The following is a 22,160-nucleotide window of genomic DNA, read 5'->3' as shown; positions in this document are numbered from 1 at the left end:
AAATTATGTATTTTAAAATATCAATAAGTTAATCATTAAAATAGTTTTTAAGTTAATTCTTTTTAGGTTTTCTACTAAATCATGAATAAATATATTGAACAGCCAATAGTTATCCTTGGTGGTTTCTTGATCGAGGGTAGTTCTTATGGGGATATGACAGAATATATTAAAAGTCGATCAAATAACAAGGTAGTAATAGTTCCAGTAAATAAACTAGAATGGCTTAGCACTAATTGGTCATTTGGTTGGAAGAATATTCTTGATAAAGTTGATAAAATTGTGAAAGAATTATTGGAAAAATCACCTAAAAACAAAGTCACTTTAATCGGTCATAGCTCTGGAGGAATGATCCTAAGATTATATTTATCAGATCTTTTATTTAGTGGAAAGATATATAATGGGAAGGATTACGCTAATTGCCTAATTACCCTAGGAAGTCCTAACCAAGCTAAAAGAGCTACGCATCTGCGTAATTTTGTAAGCTCTAATTTGCCAGGTAGTTTCTACAGCGCTGATGTTTGTTATATATCTGTTGCTGGTGAATTAAACTTGAACGGCCCTATTGCGACAAAAACCTCACTGAGGTTGAGTAAGTCATCCTATAGAGCATTGAATGGGAATGGAGACGTTATTGGAGATGGACTAGTTCCTAGAGATTCAGCATTGCTAATTGGCTCAAAACAGATAGTAATGAAAGAAACAGCACATGGAAAAGCTTTTGGTAAAGATTGGTATGGCTCTAAAAATAAAGTTGAAGAATGGGTGAATAAATCATTGGAATCAGATGGGGGGGGGGGTAAATAATATTTTTCTTTACGTATCTGAATATTGCCTAAAGACATAAAACTAAGAACATAAATACACTTAATATGTAGCAATTAATCAAACAAAGAGATAAAAAAAAAACTATAGTAGTATTTTGTTTTCATGATATGGAATTAGATCCAATTACTAAATGGTTAATCCGAATTTCATCTTCTATGATAATTTCGTTAGGATTAATTTTGATTATTGCAATACCACTAATAGTTATTAAAATGAGCTCTTTGATTTATTTAACAAAAGAGATCATTCAGAGCGATGTGAAAGATATTCTTACTGGATTGATAGCTAAGATTTAGACTCTACTATATAGTAGAAATAATAGATACAAAACCATCTTTAAAATCTTACTTTAATAACGAAGACAATATGTTTATTTTTTGTTCTTATCTTATTATTTTAATAAGTTGTTAGTAGATGCACTTTTCTAGAATGAGAAAGAGAAAGGATATTGAAGATTTAATTACTTGTTCTCTGACAGAAGTTTTAAAAAGATCTTTATCTCTAGAGAGAGAGGATCAAATTGCAATTTCTCAAGAGTTTAAAGAATGGATTCATGGTGTGGCCAAAGAGGAGGATGTTTGGTTTGTAAATAATCAAATTAATTGATTTAAACAGCAATTGCTTGATCCCCTTGGCTTAAATATTTAAGAAACTGTAAGGTAAATATGAAACAATATTTTGTTTCATTTCTTCTAGACTTTTTTGGGCTATGGGAGCGAAAATCTAAGACACATATTATAAGTCTAAGAAAACATATGTTTTTATCATCGGCTGATTCTATATTCTTTAAGAATCGAGCGGAATGTTTTAGTAATAGAAAGCTTCATGCCTTAGATCAATATTGGAGTATTAACAATTCACACCCTATGCACCAGCAAATTCATGAAATAATTGAGAATATTTTAAATAGTAGAGGCGAAAAAAGTATTAGGCAGTCAAGGTCAGATCTCATTAAGAATTTTGAAAGATCCTTATCAATATCAAACCCTTTTGGTCGCTTGAGTGCAAATATAATTTCTTTTATTTCATATTTTGTTGTTTCTAACGTAGATCAAAATAGTCCAAGAATATTAAAATGAGTAGTCAATATCAATCTTTAATCGATGCCAGAAATCAATGGCAGAGTGATATAAACATGTATAAAGATTTTCTTAAAGGAGATACTAAAACTTATGAAGGTAGGTACGGTGCAGAAGAATATATTGCTATGGCTGAGAATAGATTGAATGATATAAACCAAAAGTTAAGAAAAATTGAACAAGAAAATCTAGAGAAATAGATTTAATCATTACTTTGATAATTATAATTTGACTGTGTATTTGATTTTTCATTTTTTCCAATTAGTAGATAAATAATTGATTCCCACATGATTAAAAAAAATTTTGTGGACTATATCCTATTATTCGAATTTAATTAACTTATAAGATACAACTATAGTAGTAGAATTTAACCATGAGAACAAAATTTTGTACATTCATTCCCTTCCTATTGATTTAGAGGAAATCACGATCCACCCCAGCATGTGATCTGGGGATTGATACCTGTCGTTAATTTATCTGCCATACGTAGTGCTAAAGCAATAATCGTCAGGCCATGACCAACACTTGGACAGCTTGGGAAAATACTTGAATCAACAATATATAAATTTTCCAGATCATGGCATTTGCCATTTAGATCTACAACGGAGGAATTGGGTGATGTTCCCATTCGACAAGTACCACATGCATATCCAACAACACTTAGAGGGGCTGCGCCTCTTGGGTGAGTAGGCGTTCTTGTTACTACAGTTGTTTTTGTGTCCCGCTCGACCTTATTTAAAGTATCTAACCATCTATAAACAAGTCGATCATGTGCTTCAAGATTATTATGTAAATAGTTAATTCTGATCTTATTATCGTCAACCCATACTCTATTTTCAGGGTCCGGTAACACCTCCGTCATTGCCCACCAAGTTATAGACCTAGAAGCTAGTCGTTTAAGCCCAAAATCTGGTATTAATTTTGTAATCAATGATAGTACTGGTGGAGATTCGGCAAACAATGCATCTTTCAAGACTCCGCCACCAGATTGAATATGCCCAAGAGGGAAATTTACATTTTTGTCTCCCCAGTAATAGTCATTAATACCAAATGATCTGTTGAAAAGACCATTATTTGGCTCACTGGCTCTTTGCAAAATACAAGTTAGTTGAAGATTCATCAAATTTCGTCCTACTTGACCTGAGCTATTACTTAATCCATTAGGATGTTTTGCTGTCTTAGAGTTCAACATTATCACTGGTGTATTAATAGCACCAGCAGCCAAGACAACAATATCTGATGAAAACAACCATATATCTTCTTCTAACTTTACCTCTACACCTTTAATTGCTTTACCACTTGGATTGACATGCAACTTTAAGACATGGGCATTAGTTTTTACTTCTAGTCTGTTCTTATCGGAAGCATATAAACCAAATAATTGAGCATCCCCTCTAGGGAAAAAAGAACAATTTTCATAATTATCATTGTCATCTTTTAATGAGTCAGGCCAGCTTATTGGCAAGTCATATGGGTGGCATCCATTCCTAATAAGTGACTCTCTAATTAACTCTAAAAAATTTTCTAATTTTCTTGGAGCATTATTGTATTTTCTTTTACGAGGGGGATCTGTTGGGTCTATACCTTCTTTACCATGAACATTAAATAATTTTTCGGCATATTCGTAGTATGGTTCAAGATCTTCATAACTAAAGGGCCAAGATGGAGATATTCCCTCTTGTAGAGGCGATGATGTAAAATCTTTTTCCCTCATTCGTTGTAGAACCGCACCCCAAATCTTTGTATTACCTCCAAGTGAATAGGCAGTTTGAGGAGCGAAAGGATCGCCATCTGGACCAAACCACTTTTCGCCTAAAGGGTGATATTTTGTTTTTCTAAATAAATCAGTACCTTTTATATTTTGATCTTCAAGAGGTAATTGACCTCCACGTTCAAGTAGTAGTACCCATTTACCTTGTCTACTTAACTCACTGGCAAGAGTAGAGCCTCCCGCCCCACTCCCAACAATTATACAATCATAATGATGATCATCTATAAACATTATTTTCGATATTTTTTTTGAATCTGCATATTCAAATGAATATTATTGCCACACATAAATTAATACAAATAATATAATCCAAATTACATCTACGAAGTGCCAAAATAGACTTATTGATTCGACTCCCATTTCACCCTTTTCATAATTTCCAGGAATAAATGAACGAAACAACATTAAACCCATTAGTAATATTCCTGTAATAACATGTAAACCATGGAAACCAGTTAGTAAATAAAATAAACTACCAAATACACCACTGCTAAGGCTAAATGTCAATTCAGACCATTCAACATATTGACCATATACAAAATATGTTCCCATTAACATTGTAAGTAACCAAACGATCCTAAATCCCCAATAATTCTTTTTATGTAAGTATCTTTCAGCAAAATATATAACGAAACTTGAGCTAACTAAAACGACTGTGTTGATTAATGGTTCTCTTACCGCTATACCATTTACGCCGTCAGGATACCAAGTCGGTGCTGAAATTTTTAAGACGCCATAGCCAACAAAAAATGCAAAGAAAATAATACTTTCTGAGCACAAAAAAATAATAAAACCTGTTAAATTATGTCCATCATGTTTTACATGACCAGGTGTGTGAAGTAGTGATTCCGATTCTATTGAAGTCATTTAGGTTTCATCTATGGCTTTTTTAACATAAAATTCTTCATCAACAACAAAAGGTTTGTTTAACCCATAACAGTAAGGTTCATTAAGTACAGTTGGAATATCTTCTTCAAAGTTCTCATGAGCAGGTGGTGATGGTAATAACCATTCAAGTCCAATAGCATTCCAAGGATTTGGAGGTGCTTTTTTACCTCTAGACCATGAACTAACCATATTTAAAATAAATGGAATAGACGCGACACCAAGCATGAAGGCTCCGATACTCGCAATAACATTCCAAATAGCAAACTCTGGATCATAAGAAGCAACTCTTCTTGGCATACCTAGTAAGCCAGCCCAATGCAATGGCAACCAATTAAGTGTTGCTCCAATAAAAGTTAAAGTAAAGTGAACCTTGCCAAGCCCTTCATAAAACATACGACCAGTAAATTTTGGGAACCAGTGATATATTCCTGCAAATATTCCAAATGCAATTGTGTTGAAAATTATGTAATGAAAATGGGCAACAACAAAATATGTGTTCCCAACATGTATATCAATTGGGACTGTTGCAAGCATTACGCCAGTAATGCCTCCAAATATAAAATTAAAAAGTCCCCCTAAGCAGAACAACATAGGTGTATTCAATCTTAAATTGCCACCCCAAAGAGTTGCTATCCATGCAAAAACTTTAACCCCAGTAGGAACAGCAATTAACATTGTTGTAAACATAAAAATATTTCTCATCCACATTGGAGTACCGGTATAGAACATATGATGTACCCAAACGACTAGAGATAATATCGTTATGCCAAAGGAAGCTACGGCTACAAATTTATAGCCAAATAATGGTTTACGAGAATAAACTGGGAACAATTCGGAAAATATACCAAATACTGGTAAAACCATTACATATACAGCGGGATGAGAATAGAACCAAAAAAAATGTTGAAATAAAACTGGATCCCCACCTGTTTCAGGATTAAAAAAGCTTGTTCCAAAATTAAGATCAAAAAAGAGCATTATTGCTGCACCTGTAAGCGCTGGTAGCCCAAGTAGTTGAAGAATTTGTGCAGCCAATACAGTCCAAATAAAAATAGGCATTCTAAAAAACGACATACCTGGTGCTCTCATTCGAATAATCGTTGTCACAAAATTAAGGGCACCAATAATTGAGGAAACGCCCGACAACCCAATTGCTGTTATCCATAACATCTCACCATTAAAGAAAATACCAAGTGGATTTTGAATGCTTACTGGTGGGTAAGACCACCACCCAGAGGAAGCCGGACCTCCGGGAACAAAAAAGCTTGCAAGTAATACAATTGAAAAAACTGGCACTAGCCAAAAGGCAAGCGCATTTAATTTTGGGAATGCCATATCCGGTGCACCAATCATTGGTGGTACCAATAGATTTGTTAGTCCACTAAGTACTGGAAACAAGAACAGAAAGAGCATTACTGTTCCATGCATTGTGTACAGACCGTTATAAACACTTGGATCAAAAAGATCTGATGGTGGTGTGATCAATTCACCTCTTACTAACATTCCGAGTAACCCACCTAATAACAAGAAGAAAAGAGCGGTTACTATGTATTGGATTCCAATAACTTTCGCATCTGTATTAAATCCAAAAAATCTTCTCCAATTATTTGGAGCTCCAGGTACTGGATGGGTGGCTTTTAAGACACGTTCGTCGTAATTAGTTATTGTCATAAATAAAATCTATCCTTCATGTTGTTGCTGATAATCTCCAGGCTCATTAACCAGCGGTGCTGATTTTGGAGGTACAGTTGCCCAGCCTCTATTACCTTTTTCTAATCGTTTTTTGTAAAGAATACCAGCTTGATTTAAACCACTAACAGGTACTTTTTTTACAGTCTTATTTATCCATTTTTGGTAAGAATCTTTTGATTCAACAATTACATTAGTTTGATTTTCAGAAAAATATGTTCCACTGAACATCGAATCTCTTAGACGATAAACACCAGACCTTGTTGGTGTGAGGCTATATTCGATTACACTGCCTGGAATAATATCCTGTTTTAATCGAAAAGCAGGAATATAGAAACCATGTAGTACGTCCTTAGAAATCAATCTAAAGTTAATCTTTTTATTGATTGGTAAATGTAACTCTGAGCTCGAGAAGCCTTCAGGATATACAAACTCCCAGTTCCACTGTCTTGCTATTACATCAATGGGCGCTTCACTAAGTTTTAGTCCAAGTTCAGAATTTTCAATTAAATTCTTTTGTGGATCATATTTTGATTTTGATCCTAAATTCTTAAGGGTGCTATTAACATTAGTTGAGTAAATTGCAATTGCAATAACAAGCAAAAGGGGAATTACTGTCCAAACAATTTCTAAATTTGTATTTCCCTCTATAGGCTCTCCAAAACTTTCATCATATTTTGGAGCTCTATTAAATATTAATACCCAACCAATTACACCTGAGCAGCCAATAAAAATAAAAGTTCCAATTCCTGTCTCAAAGGCAAAAAGATTATCTACATATGGAGCTGCTGCTGATGCTTGCACTGGAAGCCAAGAATATGACCAATTTGCCATTAATTTACTAATAAGTAAATCAATAAATATTGCTATTGATATGCCAACAATAGATATAAACCTCTGATTAAAAATTTTTTTAATTAACGTATTCATTATAAAATACTTGTAAGATCAATTCCTTTAACTAAAAGTTGATCCGCTGTAATATGGACACCAAAATCACTTGCTAACCATGCTCCTAAACTACCATGTAATCCCATAATTAATAGAATGATAGTACCTGAAAATAAATAAGCCCATGAAACTTGTCTTCCAAAATCTTTTCTAAAAACAAATCTCTGATAACCTCTCCAAACTGTCATAGTAATTAAAATAAATAATATTAAAACTCCTCCTACCCCATGCCAAAGCATAGTAGTAATAGCTCCTTGCCCAATAATACTTTTTATACCCCCTATAGGCACGGCTAAAAGCATTTCAAAGAAGCCTGTAGCAACTGTAAAAAATGTAATAAAGGAAGCTGCAAGTATGTTATACCAACCAACATCATGAAACCCAACTCTAGTAACTGGAAAAGCCAGAAATCTAAGTATTCTCTTCTCAAAAGGATAAAATGCTCCTGCGAAATCAAAAGCTATAGCAATAGCAAATAATCCAATAGTTAAGTGAACCAAGTTGGGATGAATTGGTATTTTGTAGGGAAGGTCATTAGGACCTAATGAACTCTGTATCTCTGTGATTGGTGATGTAATTTTAATTAAAATATTATTAATAATCATTATATTATTCCATCTCTTATTGCATTTACTACTGGAACAGTATGTAATCCATAAATCCAAACAAGTTTATCACCTAAATAAACTTGAATACATACAAGAAAAGCAAGCATTATGTCTACAAATAAAAAACCTATTGATAGATTATTAGGGTTATTTTGCCGTGAGACATAACGCCAGCCAGTTATTATTGAGAGAATAGCTGCTAATGACCAACCAATCGTACTGTGATAGTTCAAAATATCTTTAGAAGATCCATAAGGATTTGCCAATCCAGCTTCAATTTGACCAAAAATGATAGCAATAAAAATTGCTATCGTCGCAACTATTAAATTAAGAAAACTAACCTCAAAAAGATTAGATCTTTTTGTAAGGATGCCAATAATATCAAAAACAACTGCTATCAAGGTCATTGCAATAACAAAGTGAACAATTATTGGATGTATTACATCGATCCAAGGTAGGTTCTTTTCATTAAGTGCTGGCAGCAGACTCATTACTACTGAATCTAGCTGTAAATACATAGCATGTTAATTCAATAAAACTTTAATGGTTGGCTTTTTATCAGGTTGGTTTCGTCTAAAAAATATGACATTAAAATTTCCTGATAGAAACTTTATTTAAGTTAATTTTATGATTGCGGGTAAAGTTTAGCTATCTTTTCTTTTTGCTCCTGAATTTTTTTATCTGTCGACGAAAGAGATTTGTTTGAATACATCTCTCGAATTGAGATATAACCTACATAGAACATCATCATTGAGAAAATGAACCCTGTTACTAAGATGAGTATTCCTAATACACTCTGCGGAGCAAGAAATTGTAATCCCAAAGTTTCAGCTAAATACATCAATTAAATAACCACCTATCAAAATATTATAAAAAAACTCAGATAAACCCATAAAAAAAGATTCATTTGATGAGTAAATTTAATACATAAAGCATGTTTTGATTTTGAATTAGGTGATTTCACTCTATAGATATTTACTTGATGATGACAAAATTATTTTTTAATTTTTAGAATTGATGAAAGCATACAAGATCTTCTCAAGGATAAAACACGAGACTGAATTTTTAGATATTGATAAAAACCTATTAAAGGGCATAGAATGCAGTAAATTTAGTTGTGAATATAAAAAATTTCTATCAATGATAAAGGAACAAACTATTTCAGCTATTAATAATAAAAAGTATTTGAATATAAATTAATAAGAATAAATTTAAAAATAATTTATTCTTATTAATTTTTTTTATATAAAATATATTTATAGTTGATTTGTTCTAATTTTTATTCAAGGTTAAAATATAGAAATTCACACAAATAACTCTAATGTATCATTTGCTGTCTTGAATTGTATAAAGAGAATATAGCCAGAAATCCATTAAATGGATGATATCGAAATTTGATTTATTTGTTAAGCGTATTTTGAGCCTAACCAAAACAATAAATTACTATATTATGATATTGATTTAGATGATAAAACAATAGATAGGGCTGAAGCAATACAACCTTAAATAAATTTCTAGCTATATATTTACCCATTTATGTCGAGTGGTTTTGCACATAAACTCTACGTAAGATAAATATATAGAAATAAAGTATTAGCTTTTTGTTTGATTTGTATAAACCGTAACTTTTAGAGTATAAATTGTTCGAAAAAACATATTGATATCAAGTATATTTAAAAAAAAAATACTGAAATGGAAGAATTAATAAATCCACAAACAAATAATAACTCTATAAACACCGGGGAGTATAGAATTTTTTTTAAAGGTATTTGGACCGGTGTATTGATTTCTTTGATTGTACATTATTTTACTAATCACTAAACATCTGATTTATAAAACAGTTTTAGAACGGTTTTAAGACTCCTTTTCCTTCCTCATCCTTTTCTTCTGCTGGATTAGAATCCATAGGATTATATTCAAACTTTCCAAAGAAACCAGACATAAGCCAAATTATTGCAGTTCCGATCGCAATAATTAGACTACCAAACCCTAATATAAATAGACCTTTAAATAATAAAATCAAACCTGCAGTTACAAGTGTTAGAGAAAAATTAAATAAAATTTGCGGATTCATTAATTATTTTTTTTGTTTAATTTATTTTATGTTATAAACCTTTTGATTTTTGAGATTAATAGTCATATCAATAATATTTATCTGTAAATTGTTTTATTTAATAGGCTAATTTCTGTCATATTTTACGCTATGATTAATCAATTTGAATCTATATTTATATTCTTATGATTAATTCCGTTAATGATTTATTTAGTAGAAATTTATTTATAAAATGAAATCAGCACAAGATAAATATTTTAAATGCTTGGAGTATTGTCACAAATATGAGCAATTGGAGACTCTAAAAAGAACTTGTGTGGCATTTCTAACTGATTATCCTTTCTATAATCCAAAAGTAAGTATTCATCAGAACTGATTTTCTAATAGTATAAAATATACTTTTATTTTTAAAGTTCTAATTTGATTTTCTTATTGACCAACAATATACTTAAAAATAATTGTCTATTAATTGTTATCCTAGGTTTATTTCCATTCAGTCCTTTAAGCTATATTTATTGAATATGTAATATTTGTACATTGCATAAACATCTCAATGCCTATCGTAAGGTTGTAAAATTTTTTTTCAGGTGAATTATAAAAAGCTTCTAAATTTATTAAAAGAAAAGAATTGGTTCAACGCCGCAGTTCTTGTAGCACTTATTGTTTTAGTCATAGTATTGTCCTTAAGTAGAGGTTCCGTTGAGCTTAGTAATAAAGAAATATTCAATGCTTTTTTACGACAAGGTGACCCTACTAACCAGATTATTTTTTGGGAACTTCGACTACCTAGATTAATTGCCTCATTACTAGTTGGATCTGCTTTAGGAATGTCGGGTGCTCTCTTGCAGGGAATGCTTAGAAACGGCTTGGCAAGTCCTTATTTGCTTGGGATTTCTGCAGGTTCAGGTTTAGTAATTGTTTTGTTAATTAGCATGGGTTTATGGCTCACTTGGATCCCAATTGCTGCTTGGATTGGAGCTATTTGTACTACATTGATTGTCTATTTTTTAGCAAAATCAGGCACTTCTATATCAGTTGAAAGATTGATTCTTGGAGGGGTTGCTCTAAGTAGCCTTTTTGGGTCTATTCAGTCAATGCTACTTCTACAAACTGAAGATGGAAGAGTTCAAGCTGCTTTAACTTGGTTGATAGGTAGTCTTAATTCAAGAGGTTGGGCTGAAATTAAGTTAGCTGCTCCACCAATCGCCTTTGCTTTATTTTTGGGTTTGTTACTCTCTAGGCAATTAAATTTATTAGGCTTGGGAGATGAATTGTCAGTAGGGTTGGGGAATTCTTTATTTCGTTCAAGATGCTTGATTGGTGCATCGGCAACTCTTTTAGCTGCAAGTTCAGTTAGTGTTGGCGGCTTGATAGGTTTTGTAGGTCTGATTGTCCCCCATGCCGTACGGTTTTTATTTGGAACAGACTATAGAGTCGTTCTTCCATTCTCTGCATTGTTAGGTGCTTTAACACTCAGCGCAGCTGATTTAATTGCAAGATCAGGGACTATTGAATTGCCTGTGGGAATCATTACATCATTGTTAGGTGCTCCGATTTTTATTGTCTTATTGTATAAAAGACAAAAAGCATTATCTAGTTTGAGATAGACGTAATGACTCTCATAACAAAAGATTTCTCTACCGGCTATGAAGAAAATAATATAATTAAATCGATAAGTCTCTCATTGGAGAATTCTGAATGGTTAGGAATTGTTGGAGCTAATGGATCAGGCAAATCCACTTTCTTAAAAGGTATTAGTCGTATACTTGATGCATATACAGGCACTGCTTATTTAGACGGACATGATATTCATCATGCTTCTACAAAAGAAATTGCAAAAAAGATTTCTGTATTACCTCAGCAACAAAGATCTAATTTAACTCTAACTGTCTACGAACTGGTTTGCCTTGGACGTTCTCCCCATAAGAAATGGTGGGAACTAGACCTTAATGAAAATGATCATTCTAAAGTTGAGAGATCCATTGAATTGACTGATATGAAAGCTTTTAGAGATAAACCTGTTGATATATTATCTGGAGGGCAGAGGCAAAGAGCTTTCCTTGCTTTAGCTCTCGCTCAAGATGCAAAAACACTTTTATTGGATGAACCAACGACTTTTTTAGACCTTCGATATCAACTCCAATTCTTAGATCTACTTAAGAAAATTAATCAGGAACAAGAAATCTCAATTATCACTGTTATTCATGACCTGAACTTAGCAGCAAGATACTGCGATCGGATTGCAGTACTTAAAGAGGGCCAATTATTAGCTGTTGATACACCAAGGGAAGCGCTTAATAACCAATTAATGAAAGACGCATTTCAAGTTGAGACCTGCCAAATAGATACTCCAGTAGGTTTTCAAATTTGCACAATTAAATCTGACTAATCAGATCGGGCCTTAACGCATATTTTTCCAGTATATTTTGTTGCTAATGAATAGCCTAATTAATACTTTTAACGCCAAGCTTTGACAGGATGAGTATTTTTACCGATCAACTTGTATAAATAGCTACTATTTTTGAAAGTTTAAATTCGATTATTGCTTTATAAAAAGCATGTATATCTTGTTGTGTGAGGCAAGGGTGAAATTTTTTCGTAAGTTGTTGGTAATTCCAGCAGCAGTTTCTTTTGCAGTACCGGTTGCTGCAGATATCAACTCTGAAAATAATAAATATGAATCCGATTCCCTTCAGATTACTGTAACTGGAACAAGAAATGAAGAGTTTGTTGATGATGTTCCTGGCTCAATAGATGTTTTAGATTTTTCAGATAAAAAATACAGTGGATTTTATGAATTGAAAGAGTTGCTTCGATATGAAGCCGGTGTCTCGGTTGAAACTGATAGCTATGTCCCTTATAGCGCCGCTTCGGCTGTAGAGGGAAATGTAAATATAAGAGGAATGATTGATAACAGAATATTGTTTACGCAAGATGGTATTCGCTTACCTGGTGCCTTTGGAGGTAGTGCGAATTTGCCATATAACTATGATCGTGGTGCTTATGTTGACTTTAATACTATTAAAGCTCTGGAAATAGTTAAGGGCCCTGGATCTACGTTGTTTGGTAGTGATGCATTAGGAGGAATAATTTCATACCGATCATTGCTTGCAAGTGATTTACTAGAACCTGGTGAGGATTTTGCAGTCGAGGTTCCAGTAAGCTTCAACAGTAATAGTAATGGTAAAAATGGTGCAATAAAAATAGCGGCTAGAGATGACAAATCAGGTCTTTCAGCCATAGCTATTTATAGTCGCTATGAATCTAATGAGTCAAAACCTAAAGATTTTAAAGACCGGGATAAATGGATAAACTCCGTAGATAAGCTTGGTGAGACTTACTATATAAATACAGAAAAGGAAGCTGGAGAAAATAAAAAATTTGGTCTGATTTTAGAAAAGGTCAGGAGGGAAACCGATAGTGATAAGCCAGAGAACACCTTGACAAGCTATACTTTTATGCCTTTGTCTTACTCAAAGCAATCGCAAGACGTTGAAGTTGTTAAAGATAGGATAGTCTTTTCATATGATTACAATAACCCTGAAAAACAAACTGGTTTTAATAGATTAATTGCTAAGGGTTATTATCAGAATGCAGAGACTGATGATGTTTGGGATGATGAAAGGAGTTATTTTTTTACACCTCAGAGAAGAATTTCTGATTATCAATTAAAGGATGAAACTTATGGTGCAGATATACAATTTGGTTCATTAATTAATGAACATAAGTTAACTTATGGATTTGCAGCTTCTGTAACTGATAATTCATATCTTCAAGATCGATATACAACAAACAAAAGAACTGGATCAGTTTCTCGTACACCCGTTAAAAGAGTGCCAGATGGTGAAACCAAGCGCGTTGGTGTTTATTTACAAGATGAGGTGACCATTGGAAAAATCGACCTTATCGCTGGTGTTAGGTTAGAAAATACAAAAATAGATGTCGAAACTGATTCAATTCATACAGATTATTGTACTGGGAGCGGAGCTTACTCTTGCTTACTTGGTGAGGCGGATGTAACTTCTTTCTCACCTAAGATTGGAGGAATAGTAGATATAAATCCCAACGTTTCGTTTTATGGAAACTTTGCTGCTGGTACGAGAGTTCCAACATGGGAGGAACTTAACGCTGTACAAACTAACTTGACTGCTAGTGCGCCATATCAACTAAGAAATAATCCAAATATAGAACCAGAAAAAAGTAATAGTTTTGAAATAGGTTTAAGAGGAAAAATTGACAGAAATAAATTTAGACTTGCTACTTTCCTGACAAAATATGACGATTTCATTGGAAGTTCATCACTAGGAAAGTTGACTGTTGATGATGTTGCAAATGTAAACGTAAGTCAAATTGATAATGTTGGGAAGGCGACGATATGGGGAATGGAATTAAATAACGATTTCGTTGTGAGAGAAGATGTTAATGGGAAATTCTCTTTAATTAATTCGATATCATATTTGAAGGGAGAAGATGATGATAAGAATCAACCATTAGATAATATTGATCCGTTTAAAGTAGTAACTGGATTAAAATATGCAGGGGCTAATGACAGATTTAATGCTGAACTTATAGCTACATATGTTGGTGAGGCTAGACTTCCAGATAGTGATACTTATTACAAACCAGATGCTTACACAGTTTTTGATCTCATTGGAGATTATAAGGTTAATGATTCATTAAAACTAGACTTGGGTATTTACAACTTAGCTGATAAAAGATACTACAATTATCTAAACACAAGAACAGTTAGGCCAGGTACTACCGCTATAGAGCGTTATTCTCAACCAGGTAGATCTATTAAAGGAGGTTTTAAGTTTGCTTTTTAAAAAATTATAAAAACCTAATTTTCTTATTATTTCCTTTTAATTTTATTTAAATGATTAAAATTAAATTTAACAGCTTTACTTATATACTTTTATTCTTTTCTTTTTTGTTATCTAGTTGTTCTTCAAGGATCAAAATACCATACTTAAATAATATTGATAAATCTATTAATTTTGAGACAGATAATAAAAGAGTTGTTGCACTAACTTCTCTTACAGCTGATTTGGTTCATAGACTTGATTCTGAATCATTAGTTGCTATTCCTGGAAGTAGTTTACTTAAGAACAACGAACAATTTAATAATAAAATAGTTGTAAGTGAAGGTAGGAATCCACCTAACATAGAAAAAATAATATCTTTGGAACCAGATTTAGTTTTAGGAGCTAAGGGCTTTCATAGTAAAGCTTTAGCTCAGTTAAATGCTTTAGGCATTCAAACCATAACTTCTGAGGTTAGGAATTGGAATGACTTGGATTTATTAATTGAGGAGATAGGTGAATATTTATTAGTTGATACGCCCCCACTTGATTCTCTGGCACCTTATTGTAGTTATGATCCTAAGGAATCCACATCAGATGGGACAATAGTATTGGTTAGTAGCTCACCATTACTTTCCCCAAATAAAAATAGTTGGGCTGGATCTCTATTGGATAAGTTCAATATAAATAATGTAATAAGAGATATTCAGTCAAAAAGCGCATTTGCTGGTTATGTAACTTTATCTCCTGAAGTTTTGTTAGAAGAAAACCCTGACAATATTATTGTTGTAGATACTTCTAATGATATGAGATCACTATTCCTTAGTAAATCTTATACTTCTGCACTTAAAGCTGTTAATAAAAATAGTGTTTATTCATTTGATTATTATGGATTAATCAATCCAGGTAGTATTGAAAGTATTAATAATACATGTCAAAAATTGATTAAATTATAATCTCAAAGAAAATTTTTGATCTTATGTTCATATTTTATATTTATTGTACTTACTTTTGAAATTGGTCTAAATGTTGAGTTTTTTGCTGCTTTTATCGAGGCATTATCTATATCTTTATGTCCGCTAGAATTAGTGATAATTGCATTGATCACAATCCCTGTTGTATCTATTGTTACTTTTACTGTTGTAATCCCCTCTAAGCCTCTCCTTATTGATTGCTGAGAGTAAATAGGTTCTAAACATTTTTTACAGATTATTTTTTTTCTGCCTTTTCCTTTAAGACTTCCTTTTTGAATTTCATTTTTTATATTCTTTGATTTATTGCCCCTTCTCGATGAGTCTTGAGGTTTAGATGACTGAAGAGTTTCTTTTTTATCGAGATATTGTTTATTCTTATTTTTAGTAATATTTTTCTTGGTATTCGAATTTATTGGGACTTCTGAGTTCACTTTTACTTCATTACTAATTCTTTTAGATTGATTTTTTTGTGTTTTCTCTTTTTGAGTTTGCTTCTTTGTTATTTTGCTAAGTATGTTTTTCTTTATAGACTCTCCAGGGCCTGAAATTATTTTGATTTCTGTAAATTCAATAGGCTTTTTTGTCTTTCCCAGAGACTCATCCGTTTTGATTGATAATAACAATATAGAATGCAATAATATTGAGAAAATTATTGCTATTTTAGATTTATTTTTTAGAATATAATGTCTAAGCACCTTTGTAGGATATTCTCATCAATTTTGTATTCATACTATAATTCTACAATTCATGTATACTTTAAAAGTTTATAAATTAATTAATATGTTCTTTCTCTTCAAAACTGGTGGATTTGTTATGTGGCCATTATTAATTTGTTCATTATTGAGTCTTTATTGTGCCTTTGAGAGAATAATTTTCTGGCGCAATATAAGATGGCATAATAATAATACGAAGGAAAATATAATTAAACATTATTTAAATTCACCTTCATCTTTTTCAGATCTATTGTCTAATGACGAAGAATATCCTTTATTTTCTATTTTATTAAAAGCACTTAAGTTCGATAAGAGTTCCGATGAGAATTTTCATTTTGCATTGTCTAGTGCATTGCAATCAGAGATTCCTTCATTGAAAAGACACACTAATATTTTTTCAACAGTAATTACTATTTCCCCTTTACTTGGTCTCTTGGGAACGGTTTTAGGTCTAATAGAATCTTTTTCATTGATTAACATAGGTCAGACTGGAGCAAATAATCTTGAGGTTACTGGGGGCATTAGTGAAGCACTTATTTCAACCGCTGCAGGTTTGATTGTCGCAATAATTTCCCTTATATTTGCGAATTATTTTAAAATTGAGTTTCAAAGGGAACTTCCCCTTATAAAAGAATTTCTAGTAAATTTTGAAATTGCTAGAACTAACAAAAGTAATTTAATTTAAATTATTAATATGAAATTTATTGAGGAAAATGAATCTGATATAGATAATCAGGGAATAAATATTGTTCCAATGATTGATGTTATATTCGCAATTCTGACTTTCTTTATTATTGCTAGTCTTGATTTAATTAGAATTGATAACATACCTGTTAATTTACCTTCGGCAATGACATCAGATAAAGTAGAAAAGGAACCATTTATCTTAACTATTGATAATGAAAATAATGTTTTTATAGGTAATAAACTTATAAATTCTGCTAACATAATTGATCCAATTAACGAGCTTATTTCTGGCACCTCAAATAATATTTTAGTTATTTCCGCAGATAAAGATGTTTCATATGGCAGGGTCGTTGAGGTTCTTGATCAGATACGTTCTATAGATAACTTACGTATTGGCATATCTACTAAAAAATGAATTTTTTAAAATTATTTTATATATTTCTTTTTTCATTATATAAATGTTATGCTTGTTAAGCTAATGCTTTTTCTAATATAGAAGTTAGCTTAAAAAATTAGATATTTAATAGAATTATTTTACTACTTGTTAAAAAACTCATGTATTTCTTTTTCTTCATCTTTAGTAATAAGACACTTTTCTCTTATTTGATTAATTAATAGTTTGTTAATATCATTTGAAATCATTTCTTCACTTTGCAATCCTATATATTTAAAGTATGAATATTTAAGCGTTTTCTCATTATCTAATCCATCAAAAAAGTTATCAGCTTTCGCACTACAAAATCTATCTGCATATTTGTTTGCAATTGTTATTTGTGATTTATTTAAGCTAAATTCAGCTTCAAAAGCATTAACATTGGATGAAAGAGCAATATTAATTAATAAAAATCCTACTGCATAACAGAATAAACTCTTCATACTTAAATCATTTCACTCCTTTGTACTAACATTTATATTTTGTCTATTCAATTGTAACTTATTTTGCGCTTATTAGTCTAGAAACTTTTGCCTAAGCCAAAACATCTGAATAAGCAATAACTACGAATATAGTTACCTTAGATATCAAAAAAAATTGAATTAATTTATTCACCTTTAGGACATTGGGTGGAATAATAGATCTGGGAAAAAATAATTAAACAATATGATGTTAGTAGCAGTTATAGACATAAATATTGTTGCTACAACTGGCGCTGATCTAAACCATTTGGTTTGAAATATTTTAAAAAATGAGTTCATATAGTTTTATATGATTACTGATAAACCTAATTATTTGAAGCTATTATTTCAGCAGCTAGATTCAATATAATTAAATCTTTTAAAGCGTTAGATTCACAAATCGTTTTTGTCATTTTTAATTAAGTAGTTATTATTTATTAATTTAGATGCTTTCCTCTATTACCGTGGATTAGGGGAGGTAGCATTAACCGTTGAATAAATTTTTTTATATATCAATCTATCTTTTTTATAATAGTGAGGTTTTAGCAAAAGCATTTTCTATGTTTTTCGTTAAAAATTAGTAACAGAGCAGCAAGTGTATAATCAGATTGGGCTTTATTACCCACAATCTGTTGTAATCCCCTAAGGTTTCCACCACTGTTAGATTGATCGTGAGGCCAGTAGGTATAACTGAGACAATAGCTATATTGTTTTAATTCCTGTTTTCCCATGGCTACTTATTATGATTTTATCTTAACTACTCTACGACTCTAGTTAATTCTTCGAGCATCTCCATAATTACCCCTTTATCCATTGATGTAAGTGGTTTTAAGCCTTCATTCTCACAAATTGCCAACCATTGTTTTAAATCCATGTTAATGGTGCATTATTGTTATTGTCTCTGACCAGCAAAGCATACAAATGTCTCTACTTTTGTTTATTTCAAAGTTCTTTTCTAGGATTACGGTATTCTATTGTTCGGAAGCCTCATTCCTCTGGCCAAAAACAGTCAAATATTAAAGAGAGAATTTTCGTTTATTGTCAATTTCACCTAAAAGTATTGAATTTTTAATAGTTACTAAATCTTTATCTGTTACGACTGGGGGCAATCACATGCACACGAATCGCCGTTCCTGAATACAAAATCGAGGAGACCAAAAATGGACTAGACGCATATGTTTTTTTTTCAGTGCTCCTTATTGCCATAGCTTTAATGGAACCTTGCAAGGTTTTTAGCAATATAAGGGTGAAAAGGAACTTTTCATGTGGCCTTTATTACGTTCTTAAAGACAGGGTAATATTTGATACGCTAGGTATAATCTTCTGCACGAATTTATTTTTTAATCCTTATACCTATTCCTATTTGAATAAATGGCTACATAAGCAATCTTACTGCCAATCTTACGAATTAGAATTTTTGTTTTTGGTCTCTCATCCTTTGACCACTAACACACCTTTAAGAGGAGAAGTTAAATAGGTCTGCCGGTTATTAAGCTGTGAAAAGTAGGATTTAATTTATACAGAAGGAAAATAACTAGAAAAAGAACATTTAAACCAGTAAAGACCCCAAATTGAATCCACAAGAATGTCTTGCTTACATCAGGGTTGTCAAATCCTGCATCAACACGAAATGTTTTTGCCATTTCAGAAAAGTATTTATTTAGATATAGGCAACCTTTTATTTGTTGTCAGTTAGATATTATAAATAGTTTCAAAATTCTTATATCTCTGCTCATTTGTATGGCTAAAAATACTTTTTTTAGAGTGAATAGATTATGTCACAAGTAATAAGCAAACTTTTATCAAGTCATCCTATTTGGTTTGAGTGCTGATCGCAAACTTAAGCAAACGCACTTATTTAATTAGAAGTCATGTGTTTGATTATTGAGAATGGTGTGATCGTGATTACTCAGTAGGTCAAAATAGAACTGTTATTCTCAGATAACTTATGCATCCAGTGGGAAGTTACTAGCAATAATAATGAAGTGGAATCCAATGATCAGTTCCAGCATAATTTATGCAAAAATGAGATTCATTTATCTTTTTTATTTACAGATAGCGAGTTTTCCAGAGAAGATCTCAAAAACCATCAATTAAATTTTCCATTCAAAGTCTTAAAAAAAATACTCAAGGGATGTTGTCTTATCGGTATAGGTGATAAAGGAATTTATGCGATTATTCAAAAGATGGAGACCCACCATATCTAGGACCTTTCGATAAAGTTTTGTTAAATAAATCTGTATATGGTGTTATAAAGATTTGAAATTTCCTGAGTCCTTCCTAGTGTTTCATTGACTGGGTGATGGGTCTCAGTCTTTGGCGCAAAAACTTTCAAGCATCGGTATTCAAATTGAGGCTTGAATTTTAGTTCTTTGGATCAATTTTTATGAATCTTGGATTGCTTTTTCTTAAATCTATTTCGACTGGAGTTATCACTTCAGATGAGATGAATTGGGTGACATCAAATCAACCTCACTTTTCACGAGTTGAAGAAGCTACAGCTTTGAAACTTGGTAGACTATTGGATCGAGGCTTAATTCAAATTGGTTGTCGTATTGGTTGCAATTACGATTAATTAATCTTGTTTAAAGGACTTTGATTCTCAAAGTTTTTTATTTCTCTTGACTTTCTGATACCTGCTAGTAATTCATGATTTTTTATGTAACACTGAGTAGTATTTTTAGCTCAGGCCACTACATTTAGTGTACATTGTGAAGCAGGAATGCCCTTTACACTACATTCGTTGTCTGTTTACGAAGAAATCGTGACTCATGCAAACTTAAATATGATGACCAAACTTACTGACTACGTAGTATCTTCTGGTATTAATGATTTTTTCGGAGCGAAAGAGAGAAGCGATGCTTTTCGTAGAGCTTGGATTTCTGCTGCTGAAGCAACTCTGGTAGAACGTAAAGAAAGAAAAGTACTTCCATTAGATTAAAAGTCGTTTTTTTAAGCTCTAATCATTGCTTAAGGAATTTTTTTATTCTTTAAGCAAGCTTGTTAATAAATAATCGTAGTGTTTTAAGTTGACGTGTTTTCTCTTGACTTGTAGTAAGAAGTTCTTATTCTTGGTGTATAAATAATCATTTTTTTTGTAGGATGACCATCGCGACGTCATACAGCTACAGCGATAGAAGTATTTTTGATCTTAAGACTTTATTAGAAGCAGTAAGATTTATAGTGATTAATTTTATTTTGACCTTTATCTTTTTCTTCCTTATTGTTGAAGAATTTGAATGGAAAATATTTTCATCTAGAGAAGGAATTAAAGATAAGGTTAATGACTTTACATCATGGAATGTTACAACATTATTTTGCTAACTTATTTTTGAGTTGGTGGGGAATTTTCTAAATTTTTTTTAGGGATTTTTTAAATTTCTAGGAAGTTGCTTGCAATTTGAAATTGAGTTCTATTTCATCATCTACTTATTTTAATATCTTTCTTCTTTTAATAATATGTAAAGACAATAGATTTGAAGATATTGTCTATTTTCTTTAGCTAATTAAAATTGAATTTGCTTTAAGGCGAAACTATAGCGATGACTTTTGATCTTATGATTAAAAATACAAATAATGATATGAAGACATCGAAAGAGCGTCTTTTTAATTATCACAGGCAGATGCAAAAAGATAAAAAATTTTTTGATAATCGTGTAGGGAGTATGAGTCTCAGTTAAAACACTTTTAAAATCCCTCCGATATCACTGGTTGGCACTTTAAAGGAGTGGGTAACTACTAAGATATAGAGTGAAATCAATAATTTCTAGTTAATTTGGTGATCGATATCTAAACTTAAACAATTGGAAGATCGATATAATTACTGATTGCCATAAAACAGGTTTCTGTAATGATAGATACCAAACCAACAATAGAAAAAATAAATTGGCACTCAAAAAAGAAATCCTTCCAAGCTCAGTGGATGTCCAGCTAGGAACACAAGAGACAAGAATCCGAAATGATCGCCGAGCAGTATTTCAGCTCGTACGAGAATTAGTGCAAGCTCAGTTTGAACGAGGTGATGAAGAATTAACTAAGAGACTTTGGCAGGATGTCGCAGACAGAGGAATTGATCTAGATCGTGTAATAAACCTTTTGTACACTTGCTCTTGTCATGATGACAATGAAATGACATCGGTGGATGAAACTTATCAAAAGACAGGTTTGGTTGGTTGAACTAATTGTTAAGCACTCTGATAATAAAATTTTTAGTGATTATTATTGCT

The 22,160-nt window shown here is 31.9% G+C and carries 25 protein-coding genes; 14 read left to right on the top strand and 11 right to left on the bottom strand.

Features of this window, described 5'->3' with window-relative positions; all coding sequences use genetic code 11:
- The first annotated feature begins 81 nt into the window (after positions 1–81).
- The 5 genes from AC6EI0_RS03190 (at position 82) to AC6EI0_RS03170 (ending at position 2,104) form a co-directional block, all read left to right on the top strand.
- Complete coding sequence (locus AC6EI0_RS03190) at positions 82–804, top strand: esterase/lipase family protein (RefSeq protein WP_498523031.1); 723 nt, start codon at positions 82–84, stop codon at positions 802–804.
- Positions 805–932: 128 nt separating this feature from the next.
- Positions 933–1,121 carry a hypothetical protein gene (locus tag AC6EI0_RS03185; protein WP_498523030.1) on the top strand — a complete coding sequence of 63 codons (189 nt, stop codon included), beginning with the start codon at positions 933–935 and terminating at the stop codon, positions 1,119–1,121.
- Between the two features lie 118 nt (positions 1,122–1,239).
- On the top strand, positions 1,240–1,431 hold the full coding sequence (locus tag AC6EI0_RS03180; protein ID WP_498523029.1) for a hypothetical protein: 192 nt from the start codon (positions 1,240–1,242) through the stop codon (positions 1,429–1,431).
- Positions 1,432–1,580: 149 nt separating this feature from the next.
- Positions 1,581–1,904 (top strand): hypothetical protein, encoded by a 324-nt coding sequence (locus AC6EI0_RS03175; RefSeq protein WP_498523028.1) that lies wholly within the window; start codon positions 1,581–1,583, stop codon positions 1,902–1,904.
- Positions 1,901–2,104: a hypothetical protein gene (locus tag AC6EI0_RS03170; protein ID WP_498523027.1), complete on the top strand. Its 204-nt coding sequence runs from the start codon at positions 1,901–1,903 to the stop codon at positions 2,102–2,104. The genes AC6EI0_RS03175 and AC6EI0_RS03170 overlap by 4 nt, the downstream gene beginning before the upstream one ends.
- A gap of 224 nt (positions 2,105–2,328) precedes the next feature.
- On the opposite strand, the gene AC6EI0_RS03165 is transcribed toward AC6EI0_RS03170, so the two are convergent.
- The 7 genes from AC6EI0_RS03165 to AC6EI0_RS03135 all read right to left on the bottom strand — a co-directional run bounded on the left by AC6EI0_RS03165 (position 2,329) and on the right by AC6EI0_RS03135 (position 9,885).
- Positions 2,329–3,906: a GMC oxidoreductase gene (locus AC6EI0_RS03165; RefSeq protein WP_498523026.1), complete on the bottom strand. Its 1,578-nt coding sequence runs from the start codon at positions 3,904–3,906 to the stop codon at positions 2,329–2,331.
- A 42-nt stretch (positions 3,907–3,948) separates the two neighbouring features.
- On the bottom strand, positions 3,949–4,542 hold the full coding sequence (locus AC6EI0_RS03160) for a cytochrome c oxidase subunit 3 (RefSeq protein ID WP_498523025.1): 594 nt from the start codon (positions 4,540–4,542) through the stop codon (positions 3,949–3,951).
- On the bottom strand, positions 4,543–6,234 hold the full coding sequence (locus tag AC6EI0_RS03155) for a cytochrome c oxidase subunit I (RefSeq protein ID WP_498523024.1): 1,692 nt from the start codon (positions 6,232–6,234) through the stop codon (positions 4,543–4,545).
- Between the two features lie 9 nt (positions 6,235–6,243).
- A complete protein-coding gene (locus AC6EI0_RS03150; protein ID WP_498523023.1) occupies positions 6,244–7,182 on the bottom strand; it encodes a cytochrome c oxidase subunit II in 939 nt (312 codons plus the stop codon).
- A complete protein-coding gene (locus AC6EI0_RS03145) occupies positions 7,182–7,808 on the bottom strand; it encodes a DUF2231 domain-containing protein (protein ID WP_498523022.1) in 627 nt (208 codons plus the stop codon). The genes AC6EI0_RS03150 and AC6EI0_RS03145 overlap by 1 nt, the downstream gene beginning before the upstream one ends.
- Positions 7,808–8,302: a DUF2231 domain-containing protein gene (locus AC6EI0_RS03140; protein WP_498523021.1), complete on the bottom strand. Its 495-nt coding sequence runs from the start codon at positions 8,300–8,302 to the stop codon at positions 7,808–7,810. Before AC6EI0_RS03140 ends, AC6EI0_RS03145 begins: the two co-directional genes overlap by 1 nt.
- A 1,352-nt stretch (positions 8,303–9,654) precedes the next feature.
- On the bottom strand, positions 9,655–9,885 hold the full coding sequence (locus tag AC6EI0_RS03135) for a hypothetical protein (RefSeq protein ID WP_498523020.1): 231 nt from the start codon (positions 9,883–9,885) through the stop codon (positions 9,655–9,657).
- Between the two features lie 566 nt (positions 9,886–10,451).
- Here AC6EI0_RS03135 and AC6EI0_RS03130 point away from each other — a divergent pair.
- From AC6EI0_RS03130 to AC6EI0_RS03115, 4 genes are all read left to right on the top strand, one after another.
- Positions 10,452–11,471, top strand: coding sequence for a FecCD family ABC transporter permease (locus AC6EI0_RS03130; protein ID WP_498523019.1), 1,020 nt, complete (start codon positions 10,452–10,454; stop codon positions 11,469–11,471).
- Positions 11,472–11,476: 5 nt separating this feature from the next.
- A complete protein-coding gene (locus tag AC6EI0_RS03125) occupies positions 11,477–12,253 on the top strand; it encodes an ABC transporter ATP-binding protein (RefSeq protein ID WP_498523018.1) in 777 nt (258 codons plus the stop codon).
- 196 nt (positions 12,254–12,449) lie between these two features.
- Complete coding sequence (locus AC6EI0_RS03120) at positions 12,450–14,690, top strand: TonB-dependent receptor domain-containing protein (RefSeq protein ID WP_498523017.1); 2,241 nt, start codon at positions 12,450–12,452, stop codon at positions 14,688–14,690.
- A gap of 50 nt (positions 14,691–14,740) precedes the next feature.
- Positions 14,741–15,622 carry an ABC transporter substrate-binding protein gene (locus AC6EI0_RS03115; RefSeq protein ID WP_498523016.1) on the top strand — a complete coding sequence of 294 codons (882 nt, stop codon included), beginning with the start codon at positions 14,741–14,743 and terminating at the stop codon, positions 15,620–15,622.
- A 2-nt stretch (positions 15,623–15,624) separates the two neighbouring features.
- Here the strand turns inward: AC6EI0_RS03115 and AC6EI0_RS03110 are convergent, their stop codons facing one another.
- Positions 15,625–16,263 (bottom strand): energy transducer TonB, encoded by a 639-nt coding sequence (locus AC6EI0_RS03110; RefSeq protein ID WP_498523015.1) that lies wholly within the window; start codon positions 16,261–16,263, stop codon positions 15,625–15,627.
- A 157-nt stretch (positions 16,264–16,420) separates the two neighbouring features.
- Here AC6EI0_RS03110 and AC6EI0_RS03105 point away from each other — a divergent pair, with 157 nt between their 5' ends.
- Both AC6EI0_RS03105 and AC6EI0_RS03100 read left to right on the top strand, forming a co-directional pair.
- Positions 16,421–17,038, top strand: coding sequence for a MotA/TolQ/ExbB proton channel family protein (locus AC6EI0_RS03105; protein ID WP_498523014.1), 618 nt, complete (start codon positions 16,421–16,423; stop codon positions 17,036–17,038).
- 9 nt (positions 17,039–17,047) lie between these two features.
- Complete coding sequence (locus tag AC6EI0_RS03100) at positions 17,048–17,455, top strand: ExbD/TolR family protein (RefSeq protein WP_498523013.1); 408 nt, start codon at positions 17,048–17,050, stop codon at positions 17,453–17,455.
- A 122-nt stretch (positions 17,456–17,577) separates the two neighbouring features.
- On the opposite strand, the gene AC6EI0_RS03095 is transcribed toward AC6EI0_RS03100, so the two are convergent.
- The 3 genes from AC6EI0_RS03095 to AC6EI0_RS03085 all read right to left on the bottom strand — a co-directional run bounded on the left by AC6EI0_RS03095 (position 17,578) and on the right by AC6EI0_RS03085 (position 19,577).
- Positions 17,578–17,916 carry a hypothetical protein gene (locus AC6EI0_RS03095; protein ID WP_498523012.1) on the bottom strand — a complete coding sequence of 113 codons (339 nt, stop codon included), beginning with the start codon at positions 17,914–17,916 and terminating at the stop codon, positions 17,578–17,580.
- Between the two features lie 174 nt (positions 17,917–18,090).
- Positions 18,091–18,234: a Photosystem I reaction center subunit IX gene (locus AC6EI0_RS03090; protein ID WP_498523011.1), complete on the bottom strand. Its 144-nt coding sequence runs from the start codon at positions 18,232–18,234 to the stop codon at positions 18,091–18,093.
- A gap of 1,169 nt (positions 18,235–19,403) precedes the next feature.
- Complete coding sequence (locus AC6EI0_RS03085) at positions 19,404–19,577, bottom strand: hypothetical protein (RefSeq protein ID WP_498523010.1); 174 nt, start codon at positions 19,575–19,577, stop codon at positions 19,404–19,406.
- Between the two features lie 743 nt (positions 19,578–20,320).
- Here AC6EI0_RS03085 and AC6EI0_RS03080 point away from each other — a divergent pair.
- The 3 genes from AC6EI0_RS03080 (at position 20,321) to AC6EI0_RS03070 (ending at position 22,110) form a co-directional block, all read left to right on the top strand.
- Complete coding sequence (locus AC6EI0_RS03080) at positions 20,321–20,509, top strand: PM-15 family protein (RefSeq protein ID WP_498523009.1); 189 nt, start codon at positions 20,321–20,323, stop codon at positions 20,507–20,509.
- Positions 20,510–20,656: 147 nt separating this feature from the next.
- The gene (locus tag AC6EI0_RS03075; protein WP_498523008.1) at positions 20,657–20,875 is read left to right on the top strand and encodes a hypothetical protein; all 219 of its coding nucleotides are present in this window, start codon (positions 20,657–20,659) and stop codon (positions 20,873–20,875) included.
- 944 nt (positions 20,876–21,819) lie between these two features.
- The gene (locus AC6EI0_RS03070; RefSeq protein WP_498523007.1) at positions 21,820–22,110 is read left to right on the top strand and encodes a hypothetical protein; all 291 of its coding nucleotides are present in this window, start codon (positions 21,820–21,822) and stop codon (positions 22,108–22,110) included.
- Positions 22,111–22,160 lie beyond the last annotated feature (50 nt).

The sequence above is a fragment of the Prochlorococcus sp. G5PB11 genome (assembly GCF_059772425.1).
Note: the sequence above shows the minus strand (reverse complement) of the source record. Positions and strands in the feature narration are given on the sequence as shown.